The 19,018-nt window shown below is 61.7% G+C and carries 18 protein-coding genes and 3 tRNA genes; 8 read left to right on the top strand and 13 right to left on the bottom strand.

What is annotated here, in order from left to right; all coding sequences use genetic code 11:
* Nucleotides 1–37 precede the first annotated feature (37 nt).
* Nucleotides 38–1,510 carry a hypothetical protein gene (locus tag AC5WEY_RS05855; protein ID WP_495645057.1) on the top strand — a complete coding sequence of 491 codons (1,473 nt, stop codon included), beginning with the start codon at nt 38–40 and terminating at the stop codon, nt 1,508–1,510.
* 170 nt (nt 1,511–1,680) lie between these two features.
* On the opposite strand, the gene AC5WEY_RS05850 is transcribed toward AC5WEY_RS05855, so the two are convergent.
* Both AC5WEY_RS05850 and AC5WEY_RS05845 read right to left on the bottom strand, forming a co-directional pair.
* Nucleotides 1,681–4,293, bottom strand: a complete 2,613-nt coding sequence (locus tag AC5WEY_RS05850; protein WP_495645056.1) for a hypothetical protein — start codon at nt 4,291–4,293, stop codon at nt 1,681–1,683.
* A gap of 246 nt (nt 4,294–4,539) precedes the next feature.
* Nucleotides 4,540–5,796 carry a relaxase/mobilization nuclease domain-containing protein gene (locus tag AC5WEY_RS05845; RefSeq protein WP_495645055.1) on the bottom strand — a complete coding sequence of 419 codons (1,257 nt, stop codon included), beginning with the start codon at nt 5,794–5,796 and terminating at the stop codon, nt 4,540–4,542.
* 354 nt (nt 5,797–6,150) lie between these two features.
* On the opposite strand from AC5WEY_RS05845, the gene AC5WEY_RS05840 reads away from it, so the two are divergent.
* Complete coding sequence (locus AC5WEY_RS05840) at nt 6,151–6,993, top strand: hypothetical protein (RefSeq protein WP_495645054.1); 843 nt, start codon at nt 6,151–6,153, stop codon at nt 6,991–6,993.
* 102 nt (nt 6,994–7,095) lie between these two features.
* Nucleotides 7,096–8,046: an AbiTii domain-containing protein gene (locus AC5WEY_RS05835; RefSeq protein ID WP_495645053.1), complete on the top strand. Its 951-nt coding sequence runs from the start codon at nt 7,096–7,098 to the stop codon at nt 8,044–8,046.
* On the opposite strand, the gene AC5WEY_RS05830 is transcribed toward AC5WEY_RS05835, so the two are convergent.
* From AC5WEY_RS05830 to AC5WEY_RS05805, 6 genes are all read right to left on the bottom strand, one after another.
* Nucleotides 8,016–8,738 carry an AbiTii domain-containing protein gene (locus tag AC5WEY_RS05830; protein WP_495645052.1) on the bottom strand — a complete coding sequence of 241 codons (723 nt, stop codon included), beginning with the start codon at nt 8,736–8,738 and terminating at the stop codon, nt 8,016–8,018. The genes AC5WEY_RS05835 and AC5WEY_RS05830 overlap by 31 nt on opposite strands.
* 58 nt (nt 8,739–8,796) lie before the next feature.
* Entirely contained in the window at nt 8,797–9,144 is a 348-nt protein-coding gene (locus AC5WEY_RS05825) for a helix-turn-helix domain-containing protein (protein WP_495645051.1), read from the bottom strand.
* Nucleotides 9,144–9,545: a hypothetical protein gene (locus AC5WEY_RS05820; protein ID WP_495645050.1), complete on the bottom strand. Its 402-nt coding sequence runs from the start codon at nt 9,543–9,545 to the stop codon at nt 9,144–9,146. Before AC5WEY_RS05820 ends, AC5WEY_RS05825 begins: the two co-directional genes overlap by 1 nt.
* 227 nt (nt 9,546–9,772) lie before the next feature.
* Nucleotides 9,773–9,845 (bottom strand) — tRNA-Arg (locus AC5WEY_RS05815).
* Between the two features lie 50 nt (nt 9,846–9,895).
* Nucleotides 9,896–9,985, bottom strand: a tRNA-Ser gene (locus AC5WEY_RS05810).
* Between the two features lie 123 nt (nt 9,986–10,108).
* The gene (locus AC5WEY_RS05805; protein ID WP_057477974.1) at nt 10,109–10,873 is read right to left on the bottom strand and encodes a dienelactone hydrolase family protein; all 765 of its coding nucleotides are present in this window, start codon (nt 10,871–10,873) and stop codon (nt 10,109–10,111) included.
* Nucleotides 10,874–10,967: 94 nt separating this feature from the next.
* On the opposite strand from AC5WEY_RS05805, the gene hisC reads away from it, so the two are divergent.
* Entirely contained in the window at nt 10,968–12,023 is a 1,056-nt protein-coding gene (hisC, locus tag AC5WEY_RS05800) for a histidinol-phosphate transaminase (RefSeq protein ID WP_057478004.1), read from the top strand.
* Here the strand turns inward: hisC and AC5WEY_RS05795 are convergent.
* Both AC5WEY_RS05795 and AC5WEY_RS05790 read right to left on the bottom strand, forming a co-directional pair.
* Entirely contained in the window at nt 12,012–13,058 is a 1,047-nt protein-coding gene (locus AC5WEY_RS05795) for an alpha/beta hydrolase (protein ID WP_057478003.1), read from the bottom strand. The genes hisC and AC5WEY_RS05795 overlap by 12 nt on opposite strands.
* 292 nt (nt 13,059–13,350) lie before the next feature.
* On the bottom strand, nt 13,351–13,554 hold the full coding sequence (locus tag AC5WEY_RS05790) for a DUF3072 domain-containing protein (RefSeq protein WP_027494766.1): 204 nt from the start codon (nt 13,552–13,554) through the stop codon (nt 13,351–13,353).
* Nucleotides 13,555–13,715: 161 nt separating this feature from the next.
* On the opposite strand from AC5WEY_RS05790, the gene AC5WEY_RS05785 reads away from it, so the two are divergent.
* Nucleotides 13,716–14,072 carry an excalibur calcium-binding domain-containing protein gene (locus tag AC5WEY_RS05785; protein WP_057477973.1) on the top strand — a complete coding sequence of 119 codons (357 nt, stop codon included), beginning with the start codon at nt 13,716–13,718 and terminating at the stop codon, nt 14,070–14,072.
* A gap of 78 nt (nt 14,073–14,150) precedes the next feature.
* The gene (locus AC5WEY_RS05780; RefSeq protein ID WP_495645049.1) at nt 14,151–15,074 is read left to right on the top strand and encodes a pseudouridine synthase; all 924 of its coding nucleotides are present in this window, start codon (nt 14,151–14,153) and stop codon (nt 15,072–15,074) included.
* Between the two features lie 17 nt (nt 15,075–15,091).
* Here AC5WEY_RS05780 and AC5WEY_RS05775 read toward each other — a convergent pair whose 3' ends face one another.
* The 3 genes from AC5WEY_RS05775 to AC5WEY_RS05765 all read right to left on the bottom strand — a co-directional run bounded on the left by AC5WEY_RS05775 (nt 15,092) and on the right by AC5WEY_RS05765 (nt 16,768).
* A complete protein-coding gene (locus tag AC5WEY_RS05775) occupies nt 15,092–15,904 on the bottom strand; it encodes a formate/nitrite transporter family protein (protein WP_495645048.1) in 813 nt (270 codons plus the stop codon).
* A gap of 216 nt (nt 15,905–16,120) precedes the next feature.
* Nucleotides 16,121–16,210: transfer RNA gene (locus tag AC5WEY_RS05770), tRNA-Ser, on the bottom strand.
* A 45-nt stretch (nt 16,211–16,255) separates the two neighbouring features.
* A complete protein-coding gene (locus AC5WEY_RS05765; protein WP_495645047.1) occupies nt 16,256–16,768 on the bottom strand; it encodes a MarR family winged helix-turn-helix transcriptional regulator in 513 nt (170 codons plus the stop codon).
* 77 nt (nt 16,769–16,845) lie between these two features.
* On the opposite strand from AC5WEY_RS05765, the gene mgrA reads away from it, so the two are divergent.
* Both mgrA and AC5WEY_RS05755 read left to right on the top strand, forming a co-directional pair.
* Nucleotides 16,846–17,880: an L-glyceraldehyde 3-phosphate reductase gene (gene mgrA / locus AC5WEY_RS05760; RefSeq protein ID WP_495645046.1), complete on the top strand. Its 1,035-nt coding sequence runs from the start codon at nt 16,846–16,848 to the stop codon at nt 17,878–17,880.
* 81 nt (nt 17,881–17,961) lie between these two features.
* Complete coding sequence (locus tag AC5WEY_RS05755; RefSeq protein WP_495645045.1) at nt 17,962–18,951, top strand: NAD(P)H-quinone oxidoreductase; 990 nt, start codon at nt 17,962–17,964, stop codon at nt 18,949–18,951.
* Nucleotides 18,952–19,018: the final 67 nt, after the last annotated feature.

The following is a 19,018-nucleotide window of genomic DNA, read 5'->3' as shown; positions in this document are numbered from 1 at the left end:
AACGCATCGCACCAGTCCGTACAGCTACGTTCAGCGGATGGGAAGACCCCCGATCGACTGGAACAAACCCGAGTCGCTATACGACCCGGCACTCGCAATTCTCGACGTCATCGATACCAAGAAAGACCTCTCATCCGTCGCAGCTGCTCTCGGCATCAACACTCGAGCAGTCGAAGACCGAATCACGAAAGTCGAGCACCTGTTCGGCAGCAGCAACCCCAAGCTCGCATTGGTCAGACGCAACGTCGACGGTGACGAACTATCGCTTTCCAAGCGCGGGCAGAAGATGCGTCAAGAGTTTGCTGACATCATCGACAAACTGAACTCGCTCCACGAGATGCGGCCAGCACAGCACGTCCGAGTCCTTCACCTCCCGCATCACACGCCCGCTGTAGCACCCGCCGCCCTGACATTCGAGGAAGTGGTGTCGAAGAACGGCTCCGCCGGGCGCACGCCGAGCCGCTACCGGACCGAACTGAAAGTCCTCGGTGAACACCATCGGGCACCAGACCACTTCATGGCCCGCGGCATCCGTCCGATGGTTGCCGGTTATTACGACGTCGTGGTCGGCCTCCCGTTTGTTCGCGACGCGAAAGACTCCCCCCAGTACAAACAGCTCAGCCATAAAATCCACACAGAAGACCTGTACCGGGCATGGCTGGAAGTTCAAGTCGACGACACCGACCAGCGATCGGAATTCCGTATCGAAGACCTACGAGGCGTCCCCATCCTCACCGCTCCCAACGAAACTCGATCACGCCAAGCGCTCAACGCCGCCGCCAAAGCCGCCCGCGTCCAGCTCACCGAGCGACGATCCGAATTCGAGTCGAAAGTGCTGTTGATGGCCGCCGCACACGGAATGGGCACCCCCATCCTGCCCAGTGACGTCGCATTGCAGTTCGATGCCGACGGCCTGCTCGGCGGCCGCTGCGCGGAAAAGAAAAAATGGATTCCCCTCGTAGACAAAGACGGTCAACGACTCTGGTACTGGGTTTCCGCCACTACCCGCCGCGGGGACGACGATGCGAGGAAGTTCGTCGACCACCTCAAAGCAGCAACCAGAAAGCTGATGATCGACCACCACCGGGGCGAAGCCGTGGACCTCGATACCGCGGCCGAATGGATCCAGGACCAATTCGAGTACCCCCGGAAGAAGGTAGTAGTCGGCGGCTACACCTCAGACCCCGAGGGGCGTGTACTCACGATTCTCACCGGACAATTCACCTCGGTCAACCGATTCGAGTACCTCGGTGCAGCCAGAGCCACACCGCGAGGCGCAACCGGTCCCGACGAACGGATTGACGGCCTCATAGCTGCCTTGAATCTCATAAAGCAAGACGGTTCTCCGTTCTCATCCACATCCGACATCGGCGCGCAGAACTTCACTTGGGTCAAGCCTGAACGTGTTATCGAGATCGAATACGAGCACGAAGTCACAGGGCGCCACGGCTTCACCCGTGGATACGTCCTGCGTCCCGACGGGTCCGAAGCGCGAACGGTCCGATGGTGACGAGTTTGCGCAGAGCGATGCCGACTTTCGATTTACAGTCGCCCTCTATACCGCTGCCGAGTAACCGCTAACGACGGTTCACATGGTTGTCGCAGCGAGCAGTTGTGCGGTTACTGCTGTATCAGCGGCCTTTCCTCATTCCCGGAGACCATGCTCAAGCGCAGCGAGACTCACGCCATCAGTTCGATCTCGTCGGAGTTGAACCCGAGCAGCGTCGCGATGGCAGGCTGCGCTTCGTCTCCGTAAACGTCGACCGCTTCGTCGTCGCCGTACAACTCCGAATACAGGCCGGCTGCATCCCCAGGGTTGGATGTCCGCTGCGCGAATTTGATCTGGACATCGGTGGGGTCCCCGATTGGCTGGCTGTATGCGACCAGTGATGGGACTTCTGCGTTCCCGAGATGGACGGCAACCCGGAGCGCGTGTTGGGGCCGATGTCCCCGTTCTCCACCGATCGTAAGTTGCTCCGACAGCGTTCGAGCAAGAGCCGCTGTTCTGATGTGGGAGGAACGTAGGAGTTGGGTGAGCGCACTAGCTTTCATCTTGATTTTTTGGGGTGGCTGAAGTCGGTTGAACCGCCGCGCGGTGTTCCAGAAGTCTTCCAGGAGGTCGACGACGGGATCGTCGATCAGTCCTGCAGCCTGGACCCGTTCGTTGATGTGATGCGTTCGCTCTCCGGGTCTCAAGGCGAGGTGGTGTTCGAGCCGTGCAAAACGGAAAGGGCTGTCGTCCTGCAATATCCCGAGCTGCGACTCCGTCAGCTCGATCACTCGAGATGTTCCTCGCAGTTCGACGAAGAAGTATGTTTCGTCGGGGCTTTGTCCTACGGCGTATCCCCGAGGCTCGGTCAGCGCATAGATCTCGCGTTCGACATCGCTGACGTTGTTACGAAGGATGTCCACGAGTGCGGCGCGACGGTGGGCGTATTCACGCATCGGCAATGCAGGTCCTGGGTTCTTCATCCACCACTTCTCAGCGCCGTCGGACGCTACGGGTCGTCCTGTTGCCAGGTGAACTGCTTGGAACAGCCGATGCGACGGGATCGTCGATGCCTGGTCCTCGAAGACTCTGGCCGTTTTGACTCGGCGACCGTATGCGACGGTATCTACAGTCAGCGCCGATGCCTTCGCGTCTCGTCGATTCACAGTGGTGTTGAAAATTGACGACATGCTGATGGGTTGGCCTCCATAGTCGACCCACACAGCCAAGACCGGATAGGCGGAACCAGTCAGCATGTTGAATCGATAGAACTGATGCTCGTTCGCTCGGTCCAACAATTCGCTTGCGTCGGTCCTTCCCGGGTCGGTCAGCACCAACGTCGATTCAACTCGCAGCCGCTCGTAATGTTCGTGCACGACCCGGTTGGTGATCTGAGGGACCATACTTTTACCCAAAACGTCTTGGATTCGTCCATGTAGAACGATTCGAGTTTGGTCGTCCGGGTCTGCATCGAGAGTGACCACGACATGCGGGTCCGGATTGATTTGAGTGTCTTCATCAGCTGTCGTGATGAGGCCCTGTTCTAGTAGCACTGGGATTGCCGTGAGCGCTTCTCCACGATCGGCCCCGAACCTGTTGTGCGCGTATATCAGTGCCGGTTCGGGAGGGGTCCACACGCCACCCGGATGCGTGGTCTCCAGTTCGATCAGAGCTGCAAGAACTGCCAGCTCCGCCGAGTTCAACTGCAGGATGGTGGTGAGGGCGGGGTTGTCGACTTGACTGGTGAGCGCGAACGCGGCTGTCCGTGCGATCGGCACCATCAAACCACTGAATTCGATCCTGTCTCGTCGGTACTCGTCGAGGAGGGCTCGGTACGCCGGTTCGCCGATCTCTTCGCGTTCAGTATCGCTGAGCATGGAGTTCCAGAGATGACCACGGCGGCTCTCGTGAAACCACATTTGTCCGTTGCGGTCGATACTGAGAATGCTCTCTCGCTCAAGAGCTGTCCGTAAGACGCCCCATTGGGTCGCGGTGAGATCGAGGTAGCCGGCGATGGTGCGCTCGTTCGGGGGAAGCTCGTAGACAGCCAGTTGGCGGGCTGCGACCTGTGCATCTGCGGGGAGTCGGGCCAGTGCGTGTTCGAGGGACAGGACGAAGGCGGTAGGGGGTGTGTATTCGTCGAGCGATCCTCCACTACGAAGTTGACCAATCAAACCTTCGATGATGAGCGGGAATCCGTTGCTGAGAAAATGGACTCGGTCTGCATGAGTCGTCGACAGACCGGCTCGTGTCAGCATGGATCTGACACCTGCATGGTCGAGTCCGTCTACGACGGCTTCGCCGCATCCTGCTTCGCGCAGACGTGCCAGACCGACCTGCGGGTGGTGGGCTGCAGAAGACCAGCCCAGGACGAGCTGCGCTCGTTTAGGCGGTGCCAGAACCAGGCTCGCCAATGTGCGCTGATCATCATCTGTCAGTCGTTGGCACTCGTCGATCGCGAGGATCAAATCTCGCTTCAAAACGCTGGACACCTCGTCGCATAAACGGACGAGAAGCTTGACGACGTTGCTATCACTGCGGGTCTGAAGATCTCGCCGCATCTCCTCGGTGGTGTCGCGCCGAAGTCCTTTGAGGAATGCGGCGGCCCCCTCGCCCACATGCTCGCCCAGGCGTCCTTTGACCAAGGCCATCAGTTCTTGAGTGACAGCCTTCGCGAAGCTCTTTCCTAGCTCCGCAGCCATCTGCTTGCTCGCCATGTCGAACCGGTGTTGGACTTTGCGCCACAAAGTACGGTCCAGGATGGACGTGCTGAGAGCAGAGACGAGACCCTCAAGGATTGCCACCTGCAGCGCGCCACCGTCCCAGGAGCATGTGGTGGGTGGCGGTGCAATCACGCCGCCAGCCGCGCGATGTGTTTGGTGAGCGCTGAGTATCGAGGATTTTCCGGTGCCAGTGTCACCGCTGACCACGATGATGGGGTTCGGCAACGACAGTACGTGTGTGAGCTCCGGCCGCATCAACGCATTATGTCGTCAGTTCAGGACAGTCGTGCATGGCGACTGCCGATCGCTCACCCACGATTCGCCGTCTCAGCGAGTGTGTCTGCCGTCTCGATCGTTACTACGCTCGCGCGACAGTGGTGGTCGAGTTCGAGCGTCGTCATTCGCGATGTGCGGCCGAGAGGAGGTTGATGTGGAGGTTGTGCTCTGCGTGAAGCGTGCCGCCCCTTCGGCGTCCGCGAGCTCAGCAGCGGTGTAACCCGAGATGGGGGCATTCCCGCTCTCAACAACGTCAACCGCGGTCCGATCTACGGTCGACTGCGCAACTTCCAGCCGAGTATGCGTCGCGGTGAGCCGTTCCCGGGTGACGACCTCGAGGTCGCGTGCGTACGCCGCATCACCGGCCGCGCGTGACGCGGCCGCGATCGCTTCGGTTGCTTTCATCAACTGCCGCAGCAGCAGGATGTATCCGGTGGTGGAGTCGAGTCCTGGTTTGCAAGCCATGACGATCGATGCCACGCCGCCGGCCGACACCACACCGGCCGGCTTTGCGGCGCGTTGATGCGACGGCAACTGCGCCGCGCGGGCGAGCTGCTTCGACGCGTGTGCGAGCGGCCCCGGACTGTTCTCGACCTTCGCCGACCACGCTGCGAATACCCCCGAAGTGCGGCCGGCCGCGCGCGCCCATTGCGCGCAATCGGTAACCGGAATGCTCGTGAGGTAGTCGTTCCACCGTTCGAGGTCCTCCGCTGCTCGCGCGAGCAGCTTCGGATTGGCCACAACAGCTTCCGGCCCGCTCCTCTTGGCGGGCTTCCCGGTCTTCGCCGCAGCCCACTCATCGACGGCGTTCGCCGATTCCTCGGTGGAGGTATCCCATTTGCTGCGCAGTCGCGGCAGCGTCAGATCTTTCGACAGCTTGCCTCCGCCGTACCAAACAGGGGCGGCCGGGCCATCGCCTCGATTCGGTCGCAGCGCCACCGAATAACCGTCGACAATGTCGGCGGTTCCCTTGGTGAAACGCGGCCGCACCAACACCGCACTGCCCCGTAGTCGACACACGAATTCTGCTTCGGTCTTCGACGCAGTAGCCGCAGCACGCACGCGCCACTCCAACACATCTCGGCCCGTCTCCGGCAGGCGCGCTCGGTCAGCACGAGCCTGCTCGGCAGGATTGGTTCCGCGGCCACCGAGTTGCTGTTCGCGTGACTGCAGACCTTCCAGACCGTACCGGTGTTCGAGAGTGTTGCACGCGGCCTGTGCACGCTTACGGTCGTTGAACGTGTTGACCTTCGTACCGTCCTCACGGACAGCGGATGCAGCGATGTGAATGTGGTCGCCGCCGGGCACCTAAGTAATAGCTTGTTCTGCCTGGGGAATCACTGGTGGCTCGCGGAGCCTGCGCAGTGGGTCACCAGAAAAGACGCTCAGGGCGAGCGGCGTGAGTCCCGACTCCGCGCGCCACAGGTGCGCGGAGTCGGGAGTCCCCGGCTGTGGATTTCGGACCCGATTGTGGCTGCCTGAGATCGAGCGGAGCGGCCTGGGAACCCTCGGACAAACACATGAGGACACAGCCCGATCCACAACTGGGGGCAACCGCCGAAAGCCCACTCGACATCACGCGCAAAGCGCGGTCTGAGCTGCACGGAGCACTGGGTAGCATCGGCCGAGGAGCATCGACAGATCCGTACAAGGAGGACGCGCATGGTGGACCCAGCAACCGTGGCGGTGGCAGGAGCAGCCGGTAAGGCTCTAGACCGTGCGGCCGGAGAAGCCGGCGGAATACTGAAGCGAGTCCTCGGACCTGCAGCAGACGAAATCGGTGAGGCACTCGGGCGCTACACGGCCAAGCGCGTCGGCAACGTCGGGCGCATCGTCGAAACAGCAGACCGAGTGAGCAGCACCCGCGGCCGCAGCGGGGATGTGCATCCACGCACAGCGCATTCCGTTCTCGAAAGCGGGTCGTACTGCGACGACGAAGTCATTGTCGACTACCTCGGCGGCGTACTAGCCGCCGGCCGAACCCCCGGAGGTCGGGACGACCGGGCAGTCACATGGTCCAGCCTGATCACTTCACTGAGCGCCTTCCAGGTCCGAGCCCACTACCTTCTCTACACATCATGGGTTGCGATGGCAGCACGTAACCCCGGCATCAATCTCGCCACCCGGGACAGATCTTTGATCTTGTACGCGGACGAGCAGGAATTCCTCGATCGATTGGCGGAGGTCCAAGACGACGTCCCCCAGCGTGCACTCTTGACACACGTCCTCGGCGGCCTCGGTCGGGCGGATCTGATTAACCCAAACAGTTGGGGCTTCGGACCGTCAGCGGAGCAAATCCAGTCATCGAACCCTGAGCTTTCTCTCCCTTACGATCGAGCGCTCTGGTGTTTGCCTAGCGAATCCGGCATCGAACTCTGGGGATGGGGCCACGGCTGTCCAGACATCACAATCTGGACAGCCGGAGATGTTCTAGATGACGAACCAGTCGTACCTCCACTCACTACAGCAGTGGTTGCGAGAGATATTGCACCACCGACCCCGTAAGTACCTTCAGCGCGGAGTAGACGATCCGGCGACTTCGCGGACCTTTTACACGAGGACCCAAGCTTGAACCGACCTCGGCAGGTCATAGGACACAATGGCGAGATGGACGACAGCAGTGCTCACGCGTCGCTACAACGGATCATCGACGCGGCGACTGGCGATGAGCCCCTGCGCACCGTCGTGCAGCTACTCAAGGTTCACGGTCACCGGACATCCAATCAAGCCCTTATCGATTGGGCTGCCGCCGAAATGAACGGTTACGTCGTCGGAACCAAGGTTCCGGCGTACCGAGGCCCGTTCGAGTTCCAAGTCTTCGGTCACTTCAGGCATCCTTACGGCCCAGTGAAGGTGACAGCCATCGACAAGGTCAGATTCCCCAAAGAGACGCACGAAGGCATCTTGTTCAACCACCAATATCGCGAGGCGCTGTCGGTGCTCCAGGGCTATGCCGAACAATCAGGGCTCACCTTCGGCTGGGATCCGAGCTACGTGCTCGGGTACAACGCGATGGTGGCGAGCAGAAAACTACCGCGCGTGATGCCCGAGCTATGGCAACTGGAAACGGCTCAGGTCAACATCACACCCGCCCACATACAGGGCGTGCTCGATGGAATCCGCGATGCGGCCCTTCAGATCGCTTTGGATCTGGAAAACTCGCAGCCGTATCGGGCGCTGCCCGCTGAGACGAGTACAACGCCTACAGAGAAAGCTGGACCAATCAACGTGACCAACAACTTCAACTTTAACAACGCCGACCTCTCCCGATCCAACAACGCAATTGGTGGCTCCGACTTCCAGCAGACGTACACCGCGATCACGCCTGGCGACCGAACCGCCCTCCACGAAACACTGAAGAACGAGGGAGTCAGCGAAGAACAACTGGGCGAACTCGACGCCGCGATCGACGCGGACGGACCCACGGCGGACGCAGGTGTTGGGAGCAACGTTCGCAACTGGCTGTCGTCAATGGCCGGCAAGGTAGCGGTGCCGGTAGCGACAACGATCACGCAGGCAATTCTTCTCTACTTCGGCTTACCATCACTAGCGGAATGAGCTGCAGCGCGGTCCACTCCCGACTGCGCGAAAGACGTGCTACCGATTGCGTTGTTAGACCCCGAGAGGTTGGCGTTGTTAAGGAAGTAGTTGTTGTTAACAACATTCACCACAGCTTGCTTCGTACTTGGAGACGTATTCGGTAGGCCCGCGTCTGGAGCCTCGCGGCGCAACTCCAACGCGAGATCGAGAACTTCGTTTCGGACTGCTTCAAGAATGCCGACGAACTGCGACCGTCCAACCGGCATCTTCACCATCTTCAACTGCATACCCGGCTGAGGGGAGCGGATCTCACCGGCAGCAACGAGCTTGTTGTAGCCGTCGACGTGGTCAGAAAGCCACGTGAAGGTACGGTCTTCCTCTGCCAAGTTCTCGATCTCCCCAACCCCCTGATGAAACTGAACAGCGGTGAACGGAGCACGCCGAATGTAGTCAGGCAGACTGCTGGGTGAAATCCGGGCGTTATTTGCACGGCTGATTGGACCCCAAAAATTTCCGAATAGCTCGACGTCGAAGGGACCGCGGTAGGTCGGTACTGTTCCTTCGAGTGGGTAGCCGCTCAGCTCGAGATTGCACCACCGGAGCAGGTCTGTTGATTCAGTGTTCGAGGCGACTACTTTCACGGCGCGAAGGACCTGCGGCAAGGGTGTGGCCCCTTTGGCCAACTCGATAATTTCGTCCAGTGGAGTCACCGGGCGTCTCCTCTCTCGTCACCGAGCCTGGGAACCCTTACGACCGGGTCACTGCGAGTCACGCGAATGCGTCGAGGTCGCATGCGATCTCGACGCCGTCCTTCTCGACGACGATCTTCGGGTGCACAGCACCGGTCGCCGCGAGGTACTGCCGCAGCGTCGAGAGCAACAGATCGTCGCGGCCCTCGATCCGCGACACCGCACCCTGATTCGTCCCGAGCAACGCAGCCATCTGAACTTGGGTGAGGTTGCCGGCCTTGCGAATGTCGGCCAACCCCTCGGCGTACACCCGGTTCATCGTCTCACGCTCGGCCGCGAACTCGCGCACCGTCTCCGCAAGCACAGGCTTGGTACGCAACTGCTCGATCCGGTCGTTCGCACGCCGGAACGACTTCTTCTCGCTCATCACTGCTCTCCTTCCGCGGTCTCCCGCAACCAACGCTCGATCGCGACATCAGCCCGTGCGCCGACACCGTCATAGAACACATCGCCCATCCGGGCCTTGTCGGCCGCGAACAACGCCACCACCACCGAACTACTGCCGGGCGGAAACCAACAGATCAACCGCAGCGCAATCTGCGCATCGAACGGATGCGCCGTGCGCCACACCGGAAACTTCTTCGACTGCCGCACCCGCTTGAGGTCCGGCCGATTCTCCACCGGAACGCCGTCGAGCTCCCGCAACTGCACCAACGCATCGGTCATCCGAGCAAGCACCCGCACCGACGCAGCATCCCCCGCGTCGGCCGTCGCCTCGATGCGATCGTTCCAGTCGAAGAACTCTTCGGGCGCTGCGAGGCCCACCACGCGCGTATACCGTTGAAGGCGTATGCCGCGCGAAACATATGTTTCTGGGGTGCATCTGACGGACCGCTCCGATTTCGTACTTACCGGGAATCGGGCAGCGCACACGTCGCCGTTTTCACTCGGCGACGGGCGACCAATGTGTTGAGTAAGTGTTGAGCCGGCCGCAGGTCGGACGGTGATCGAAAAAACCCCGAACCGCATCGCTGCAATTCGGGGTCTTTCTTCTGTGCGCCCGAAGGGATTCGAACCCCTAACCTCTTGATCCGTAGTCAAGTGCTCTATCCGTTGAGCTACGGGCGCATGTTCAGTTATCCAACTGGTCTAGCTGAACGGTAAAAATCTACCGTTCGTGGCGGAGGCGAGAGGATTTGAACCTCCGGTCCCGGTGAAAGGACAAGTCATTAGCAGTGACTCCCATTCGGCCGCTCTGGCACGCCTCCTAGGCTGCCGGCCCTCTCGGACCGCCGAGGAAAGAGATTACACACGGCAAAGGCCAGAAGGCAAAACGGCTGGTCGACGCCTCAGGTTCGCACGGCGTTCGCGTAAAAGATGCTTGTTGCTCGTCAACGCAAGAAGCTGTCGAACCAATCGAAGATTCGAGTCTGCGCGTCGACGAGAGCTGCCTCGGCCGGGTCCGTGTGGTCGCTGCTGCCCGGCTGCTCCCTGGGATGGTCGGCTCGATGCTGCACACCTGAATAGCTGACGATGTTCGTTGCCACTGAGGCGCGCGTGGCAGCGTCGCGAAGGGCTTCGATGTGATCGGGTGGGGTGTGCGGGTCGTCCTCGCCGTAGAGACCGAGCCAGGGCGCCTGCAGCTTGGGTGCGGCCTCCACCAACGCGACCGCGTCGGAGTTGAGCGGTTCGACGATGCCCGCCGCGGCAACACTGACCGCCGCTCCGACCGGACGGCTGGTGGCCACGATCAACGCCGCCGTTCCTGCGTCGTCGAATCCGATGACCCCGACACAGTCGGGATAGACCCCGCGCTGAACCAGCCAGTCGGAGGTGGCGTCGAAGTCTGCGAAGAGGTCGTCGCCGAAGACTTCCTTGTCGTCGCCGTGACCCCGATGAAAGAGGTTAGGGGCGACGGCGAGCCAGCCTTCCATCGCCAGTGCGCGCAGCAGGTCGAGTAGAGACTGCGGAATTTCACGCGCCTCGTGCAGCACCACGATTCCGCCGCGCGGTGTGCCCTCCGGCTCGACCGCTGTCAGCGGCACCTTCTCCCGCGGCGGAGATTCGTGTGCGGACGTATCCACCTCGTCGTCCGCGCCGACTGTGGGCGCGGTGGCGGACCGAAGGACTGCGACGTCGCTGAAGATTCCCGACATACTTATCGAAGATAGGACGATCGGTCCGGTCGCGCATAGCAATAACACGGACACGTAGAAGTCAACCCCCGAACCTGAGCGCATAATGGCAGCCGTGACCGCGCACATCCGCCCCGACCTCGACGCCATCCCCGCTTACATTCCCGGCCGTAGCTTTCCGGGGGCAATCAAGCTGGCGAGCAACGAAACAACGCAGGGCCCGCTGCCCAGCGTGCATGCCGCTATCGCCGAGGCAGTCGGCGGCGTCAACCGCTACCCCGACATCCGGGCGACGGCACTCGTCGAATCCTTGGCGAAGAAGCTCGGAGTTGCGACCGACAATGTAGCCGCGGGTAACGGTTCGGTTGCACTGTGCCAAGAGGTCGTTCAGATCACGTGTGGACCCGGGGACGAGGTGCTCTTTGCATGGCGCTCGTTCGAGGCTTACCCGATCATCACGCGCGTTGCCGGTGCGACGCCCGTGCTGGTTCCACTGACCGCAGACCACGTACACGATCTCGACGCGATGCTCGCGGCCATCACCGACCGCACCCGACTGATCTTCGTGTGCAACCCCAACAATCCGACCGGAAGCGTCGTCCGGCGCGCCGAGCTCGAGGCCTTCCTCGACGCGGTGCCGTCGAACATCCTTGTCGTACTGGACGAGGCCTACTTCGAGTACACCCGTCCCACCGCTGACGGGGATCACGTCGATGGCGTCGAACTCGCGCGTGGACGGCGCAACGTGATCGTGCTGCGCACCTTCTCTAAGGCGTACGGACTCGCCGGCTTGCGCGTGGGCTATGCCGTGGCCGACCCGGACGTGATCACAGCGCTGTCCAAGGTGCGCATCGCGTTCGCGGTCAGCACGATCGCGCAGCAGGCAGCGTTGGCGTCGCTCGAGGCCTCGGCAGAGCTACTGGCCCGCACCGACGCACTCATCGTCGAACGCGATCGCGTGCGCGACGCCCTGGTGGCAGGCGGCTTCGACGTCAACGCATCGCAGTCCAACTTCGTCTGGCTGCCGTTGGCCGAGAAGTCGGGAGAATTCGCGTCCGGTGCAGCCGAGCACGGTGTGCTGCTGCGCGCCTACGGAAACGACGGCGTGCGGGTCACCATCGGCGACCCGCACGAGAACGACGCATTTCTGAAGTTCGCCCTACAGTCCTAGCGCGCGCTGCAGGGTAGGCCAGGATTCACGCAGGTCGTCCTGCCAATACGGCCAGCCGTGAATTCCGTAGGGCCGGTAGACGGTGGTAGCGGGAATGTCGAGTGCACGCAGTCTCGTATCGAACACGGTCATGCAGTACAGCGCCGCGGCCTCGAGCGGCCCACCCATCAGGGCGCTCTCGACTCCGCTGCCGCCGGGGCCCAGTTCGTACGGGCCGGGCAACCCGGTGCCGACGGAGATGTAGACGTCCTTGCCGCGGAGTGCCTCAGCGTTGGCGGAGGGATCGTGCTGCATCCACAGCGGGTTGGAGTTCTCGCCCCACATGTTGGACGCGTTTCCGCCGTTGGTCGCGACGGTAGCGCGCACCGCATCCTTGAAGTTGGTCTGCGAATTGTCGTAGCACCCACTCAGACCGGCGACGCCTGTGTAGAGCGTGGGGTGACGGGTGATCAGATCCATCGCGGCCTGCGCGCCCATCGAGACACCCGCGATTGCGTTGGTGCCGTTGCCGGAAAAACGCGCATCGATCAGCGGCGGGAGTTCCGACGTCAAAAACGTTTCCCACTTGTTCACGCCGAGCACTGGATCCGGAACATTCCAGTCGGTGTAGTAGCTGCTCGATCCACCGACGGGGAGCACGACGTTGACCTGCTTGTCCGCGAAGAAATCGACAATGTCGGTCTTCTGCGTCCAGGTGCTTTCCTTGTAATCCGATTCCTTGCCCGCACTGACACCGTCGAGCATGTAAAGCGTCGGACGGGACGCGGCCTGCGCGGCCGGAAGAAGAACCTGGACCTGAATCTCGCGGCCCATGGCGGGCGATTCGACCCAGACCGCGGCGCGGCGGTCGGTGAGCATGTCGACACGATCGATTCGTGCCGTCGCCAGCGGAAGGGTTTGGGCTTCGATACCGGGCACAGCGCCACCACCATCGGAACTGCCGGTACCGGGCAGCGGCTGCGCCCCGGCGAGACCCGACCCCAGCAGAGAAACTGCCAGAGCAGTTCCCGCTACTGCCAACACACGACGGTGCATCTGATTGCCCATCCTCCCCCTGCGCACCTCATCGGGCGCAACACAAACAACATCCGTTACACAACGTACCCACCCTTGCGTAGACACGCCGAAGCCTGTGGGTCCGCTCACAGTAGCCGCGAAACGATGTGTACAAAAGTCTGCGTAATCCTTTGTTACATCTACCGAAGATATAACGGTCTACCTGGTCCGATGTACCGAATTTTGCCTTGGTTCGGAGGGCACTCGATGTGACATTCGGTGGACTTTTCGGGGGTCGATGTCACATCGAGTGGACTTTCCTGTCGTCGATTCAGCCGCGGCCGGTCTCACCCTGCAACTTGTCGATCATTTCCGACGCCTGAGCCTTGTTCAGATCGTCGGGAACTTCTTCGCCCGCTTCCTGAGCGAGGGTGCTCAGGTAGCTCTTCTGCGGACCGGTCATCGGCTCATCACCGGTGACCCAATCATCTGGATCCTTCTCGGGGTTCTGGTTGACCTGCTCGTTTTCGCTCATACGTTCGTACATACGCCCATATAAGGATTTTCAAACGCAGCGGCGCTACCTATCCACTCTCAGACCTGCTCACAGGCGCCGTCGGTCGAGCGAATGAACTTGATTGACAGTTCAAGAACCAGCCAAGGATGCTCCTACACACCCCCTCGAATTGGAGTCGCATGAAGACGAAGAACCTGCTGGTCAAGATCGGCATTTCCAGCGCAATTGCAGCGGCAGCCCTGGTCACTACCCCCGCCGTCGCCGCCGCTGACCCGATCACCGATTTCCTGTGCGGAGCAGGTTCGGCCCAGTTCTGCATCCTGCCGCCGCCGCCCGCCTTCGCGCCCCCGCCCCCGCCGCAGGCCGCACCCGCGCCGCAGCAGCAGGGCGCGCCCGCACCCGCACCTCGGCCCAGCGGATTCCAGTACAAGAACTGCGATGCCGCGCGCGACGCCGGTGCTGCTCCCGTCTACCGGGACGAGTACGGATACGGCCCCCACCTCGACCGCGACAACGACGGCATCGGCTGCGAGTAGCGAATTCGCACTTGTGCGGGCGAATGGCCCTGATTCGTCTGCACAAGTGCGATCTCGGCAGGCGGATACGCTCACTCGGTGAGACGACGCCAGCAACCTCCCCTGGCGAGGCGACACGGACTGGACCCCGCGCGCGTCCGAATGCCCGAGGACGGCACCTGGCTCACTGTCCGCGACTTCCTGATTGCGACCGAGCAGCGGATTCCTCCAGACCGGATCGACGCCATGTTCGACGCAGGCGAGATCGTCGACATGGCCGGTCCCATCTCCTCCGACGCGCCGTACGTGCCCGGCGAGGCAGTCTGGTTCCATCGAGACCTTCCGACGGAAACCGTTGTGCCGTTCGATATCTCGATCGTGCACCGCGACGATGCGCTACTGGTGATCGACAAGCCGCACTTTCTGCCGACCATCCCCCGCGGCGGACACATCCTGCAGACCGCGTTGGTGCGACTGCGTCTCGAACTCGATCTGCCGCAACTGGTGCCAGCGCACCGACTCGATCGCGTCACCGCGGGTCTGGTCTTGTTCGTCGTCGATCCGACACTCCGTGGCAAATATCAGACGTTATTCCAGGATCGAAAAGTTCACAAGGAGTACGAGGCGATCGCTCCGCACGATTCCACCCTGACCCTGCCCACTGTCGTCCGCAGTCGAATCGTCTCGGAGAGAGGACAATTCACTGCCCACGAGGTGGCTGGAGAACCCAACGCGCACACCACCGTCGAACTCCTGGACCATCGCGACGGACTCGGCCGCTATCGACTGACACCGCTGACCGGTCGCACCCACCAGCTACGTCTGCACATGAATTCGCTCGGCGTGCCGATCCTCGGTGACGACCTCTACCCGACGGCCACCAACCGAGCCGTCGACGATTTCACCAATCCGCTCCAATTGCTTGCCAGTGCAATTGAATTCATCGATCCGATCTCGAAATCCATGCGACGGTTCGAGACCGGGTTGAGCTTGCAGCGTTGGGTGTCGACTGTCGGGCCGTGACTTCCGACGCCGTTTCGCTACTCGGGATCGGTCTGTCGTTCGGACTTCACGAGCTCCTTCGTGCGCACCAGGCGCAGCGCGGTGACCAATACGACGCCGCCGATGATGTTGAACATCAACGTATATCCGAACCATTCGAGCCAGGCGACGTAGCTCACGTCGGCACCCGCGTGGATGGCCCCGAAGATCAGCAGGGAATCGAGAATCGAGTGGAACAACTGCAGTCCGGCCAGTAGGAAACCTGCTGCCATGGCGGCGATGATCCGCGCGACGTCGGATGTTGTTCCCTGCTGCATCCGAGTCAACAGCGTCATCGTGCTGCCACCGAGAACAGCCAGGCAGATCGACTGAAGATTCAGCGGTGCGTCGACGAAATGATGTGCCGCCTCGGACAACACCTCGAGCCACTGCGGGAACGCGTGCTCAATCAGCCACATCACGAACCAACCGCCCAGCAGATTGGCCAGCAGTGTCCCGACCCACAGCCTCACCAGCTGCAGGGGAGTCCCGTCGCGCGCGACCACCGCGGCGATCGGCATCAGAAAGTCCTCTGTGAACAGCTCACCATGGGCGAGGTAGATGGCCACCAGACCGATGCCGAACGCCAGGCCTGCCAGTAGGTGACTGTCGGTCTCGTCCAGTACCGCCAGATACGCCATCACACCCAGAGCAACTTCGAGCCCACCGAAGAATCCGGTGATCAGGACTGTGCGAACGGTGCGGTGCAATCGCTCGGCACCCTCCGATACGACAGCGTCGAAACTTTCCTCGAGTTCCTCTTCCAGAGGTCCCTCGTTGTCGCCGTCGTTTCGCCGTGCTTCTTCGCTCATTCGCAGGTAGTACCCACTGAGCCAGGATCGATACCAACCCGTCGGGAATCCTGTACTCGAGCTTTACCTGCCCGACGAGCGCTTGTGCACGATCGACGCTGATTCGGACTGCGCCGGCCAGATCTCGATCCAGGCCTCGACAGAGAGGAAGGAGGCCTCGGCAGATACGAAAACACCCGGCCCACCTCGCGGGTGAACCGGGCGTGAGCGAACGTGTGGCGGAAGCGGAGGGATTTGAACCCCCGGACGCTTTTACACGTCTCTCGCTTTCAAGGCGAGTGCATTGGGCCGCTCTGCCACGCTTCCGTGTGCGATCTTAAACGGCTGGGCCGCCCGCGTCCCAATCGCCCCTCATCGTCGCGATGCCGCGGCCGAGGTGTCCACAGCGGCGTCGACTTTCTCGAAGATGTCGCCGAGCACTTCGACTTCCTGTGGAGACAGCAGATCGACGAGATGGCGGCGCACACTGCGCACATGAGTGGGTGCCGCCTCCGCCAATCGTCGACGGCCTTCCTCGGTGATCACCGCGAGCACACCTCGGCCGTCATTGACGCAGGTGCTGCGAGACACCATGTCCTGGATTTCCATCCTCCTGATCTGATGCGTCAAGCGACTTCTCGACGACAGGACGCCGTCGGCCAGCTCGCTCATTCTGAGCGAGCCGTCTTCCGACTCCGACAGCATCACCAGAACTCGGTACTCCGCCATCGACAGATCGTGGCCGTCCTGCAGATCCTTGTTCAATACCCCCATCAATCGTTGCCCGCCGTCCATATAGGCGCGCCATGCTTTCATTTCCGCAGTGTCGAGCCACTGCGGATCCCCCCCGGAGCCAATGGCTAGTTCGGCCGTCACGCGTGACATCTTAGGCAAGAAATCTACCGGCGAGTAGCTTGCGCTGGTTGAATGTTCGATTCGAGTCCGAGACCTAGGGTCGAGTTATGACAGATCCCAACATCGACCCGCCCTACGTTGCCGCAGCCGACAGATACGAGTCCATGCACTTCCGGCACGTGGGGTCACGCGGACCGAAGCTCCCGGCGATCTCGCTGGGACTGTGGCACAACTTCGGCGACGACGTTCCACTGATGAACCAGCGGGCGATTTTGCGTCGCGCCTTCGATCTGGGAATCACGCACTTCGATCTGGCCAACAACTACGGTCCGCCCTACGGCAGTGCGGAGAAGAACTTCGGACGCATCTTCTCGGAAGATTTCGCCGGTTACCGCGACGAGATGATCATTTCGAGCAAAGCCGGCTGGGACATGTGGCCAGGCCCGTACGGGTTCGGTGGTTCCCGGAAATATCTTCTCTCGTCGCTGGACCAATCGTTGACGCGCATGCGCCTGGACCACGTCGACATCTTCTACAGCCACCGTCCCGACCACGACACCCCGATCGAGGAAACCGCAGGCGCGCTGATCAGCGCAGTTCAACAGGGCAAGGCGCTGTACGCGGGCATCAGTTCTTACAAGCCCGAGGGGACGCAGAAGATGGCGGATCTGCTCGCCGACGCGGGTGTTCCCCTGCTGATTCATCAGCCGAGCTATTCGATGGTCAATCGCTGGATCGAGCCCGGGCTGCTGGGCACCCTCGACGCGATCGGCGCAGGCGTCATTGCGTTCTCGCCCTTGGCCCAGGGCATGCTCACCGACAGATATCTCGACGGTATTCCTGCGGATTCGCGAGCAGCACAGGGTAAGTCGTTGAACCCGGACTGGCTCACCGACGACCACATCGGACACCTTCGGGCACTGAACGACATCGCCGCCGCCCGCGGGCAATCCCTCGCACAGCTCGCGCTGAGCTGGGCCCTGCGCGACTCGCGGGTGACGTCGGTGCTGATCGGCGCATCGAGCGTCGAACAGCTCGAGAACAACGTGGCTGCGCTGGACAAGCTGGACTTCACCGACGACGAGCTGGCGCAGATCGACCAGCACGCCGAGGACTTCGGAATCAACCTCTGGGACCTGTAGGAGTGCCTGCGGCAGTGGTGCGGTCGAGTGCTCCAGAGGGCACTTAACCGCACCACTGCGCCGGAGGCGCACTATGGAGACATGCGTGCCATCACACTGAAAGAATTCGGCGATCCCGACGTCATGGAATGGACCGAGGTTCCCGACCCACGTCCGGGCCGCGGGCAGGTGATCGTCGACGTCTCGGCCACCGCCATCAATCGCGCCGATCTGATGCAGCGTCAAGGTAACTATCCGCCGCCCCCGGGTGCCAGCGACATTCTCGGCCTCGAATGCTCGGGCATCATCTCCGAACTCGGCGAAGGCGTCAGCGGTTGGAACGTGGGCGACCGGGTCTGTGCACTCCTGGCCGGCGGTGGCTACGCGGAGCAGGTCGCCGTGCCCGCAACTCAGCTGTTTCCGATTCCGCTGGGGCTGGATCTGCATGTGGCGGCGGCACTTCCGGAAGTCGCGTCCACGGTGTGGTCCAACCTGGTGATGGATGGACACATGCGTTCGGGCCAGGTGCTGCTCATTCACGGCGGTGGTAGCGGAATCGGCACGCACGCAATTCAAGTGGCCAAGCAGATGGGCGTCACCGTCGCGGTCACCGCCGGCTCGAAGTACAAGCTGGACATGTGCGCCGATCTCGGTGCGGACATCCTCATCGACTACAAGAATCAGGATTTTGTTGCCGAAATTCGTTCACACACAAAGGATCACGGAGCAGATCTGATCCTGGACAACATGGGAGCGAAGTACCTCGATCGCAATCTCGACGCACTGGCCATGGACGGCACCGTCGTCACCATCGGAATGCAGGGCGGAGTGAAGGGCGAGCTGAACTTCGGCAAACTCCTCGCCAAGCGCGGATCTGTTCACGCAGCCGGGTTGCGCGGGCGACCCGAGACGGGGCCGTCGAGCAAAGCGAACATCGTCGCAGACATGACCGAGCACCTGTGGCCGATGATCTCCGAGGGACGCGTCACCGCCGTCGTACACGCCGAGATCCCGATAACCGAAGCGGCGCAGGGACATCGGATGCTCGACGAGGCTGAGACGATCGGCAAGGTCATCCTTCGCGTGCAGTGATGTACGCCCGAGGTCGTGCATAGAAGTTCGTAGTGGGCTACGAACTTCTGTGCACGTGCGGCGCAGC

The organism is Rhodococcoides sp. S146-33 (genome assembly GCF_059489205.1).
Note: the sequence above shows the minus strand (reverse complement) of the source record. Positions and strands in the feature narration are given on the sequence as shown.

Bases quoted from the DNA above. Each gene is read 5' to 3' on its own strand.
- AC5WEY_RS05835 (WP_495645053.1), top strand. From the start codon at position 7,096: ATGGACGACAGCAGTGCTCACGCGTCGCTACAACGGATCATCGACGCG.
- AC5WEY_RS05855 (WP_495645057.1), top strand. From the start codon at position 38: ATGGGAAGACCCCCGATCGACTGGAACAAACCCGAGTCGCTATACGAC.
- AC5WEY_RS05755 (WP_495645045.1), top strand. From the start codon at position 17,962: ATGCGTGCCATCACACTGAAAGAATTCGGCGATCCCGACGTCATGGAA.
- AC5WEY_RS05805 (WP_057477974.1), bottom strand. From the start codon at position 10,873: ATGTCGGGAATCTTCAGCGACGTCGCAGTCCTTCGGTCCGCCACCGCG.
- mgrA (WP_495645046.1), top strand. From the start codon at position 16,846: ATGACAGATCCCAACATCGACCCGCCCTACGTTGCCGCAGCCGACAGA.
- AC5WEY_RS05790 (WP_027494766.1), bottom strand. From the start codon at position 13,554: ATGAGCGAAAACGAGCAGGTCAACCAGAACCCCGAGAAGGATCCAGAT.
- AC5WEY_RS05825 (WP_495645051.1), bottom strand. From the start codon at position 9,144: ATGAGCGAGAAGAAGTCGTTCCGGCGTGCGAACGACCGGATCGAGCAG.
- AC5WEY_RS05765 (WP_495645047.1), bottom strand. From the start codon at position 16,768: ATGTCACGCGTGACGGCCGAACTAGCCATTGGCTCCGGGGGGGATCCG.
- AC5WEY_RS05795 (WP_057478003.1), bottom strand. From the start codon at position 13,058: ATGCACCGTCGTGTGTTGGCAGTAGCGGGAACTGCTCTGGCAGTTTCT.
- AC5WEY_RS05775 (WP_495645048.1), bottom strand. From the start codon at position 15,904: ATGAGCGAAGAAGCACGGCGAAACGACGGCGACAACGAGGGACCTCTG.
- AC5WEY_RS05840 (WP_495645054.1), top strand. From the start codon at position 6,151: ATGGTGGACCCAGCAACCGTGGCGGTGGCAGGAGCAGCCGGTAAGGCT.
- AC5WEY_RS05785 (WP_057477973.1), top strand. From the start codon at position 13,716: ATGAAGACGAAGAACCTGCTGGTCAAGATCGGCATTTCCAGCGCAATT.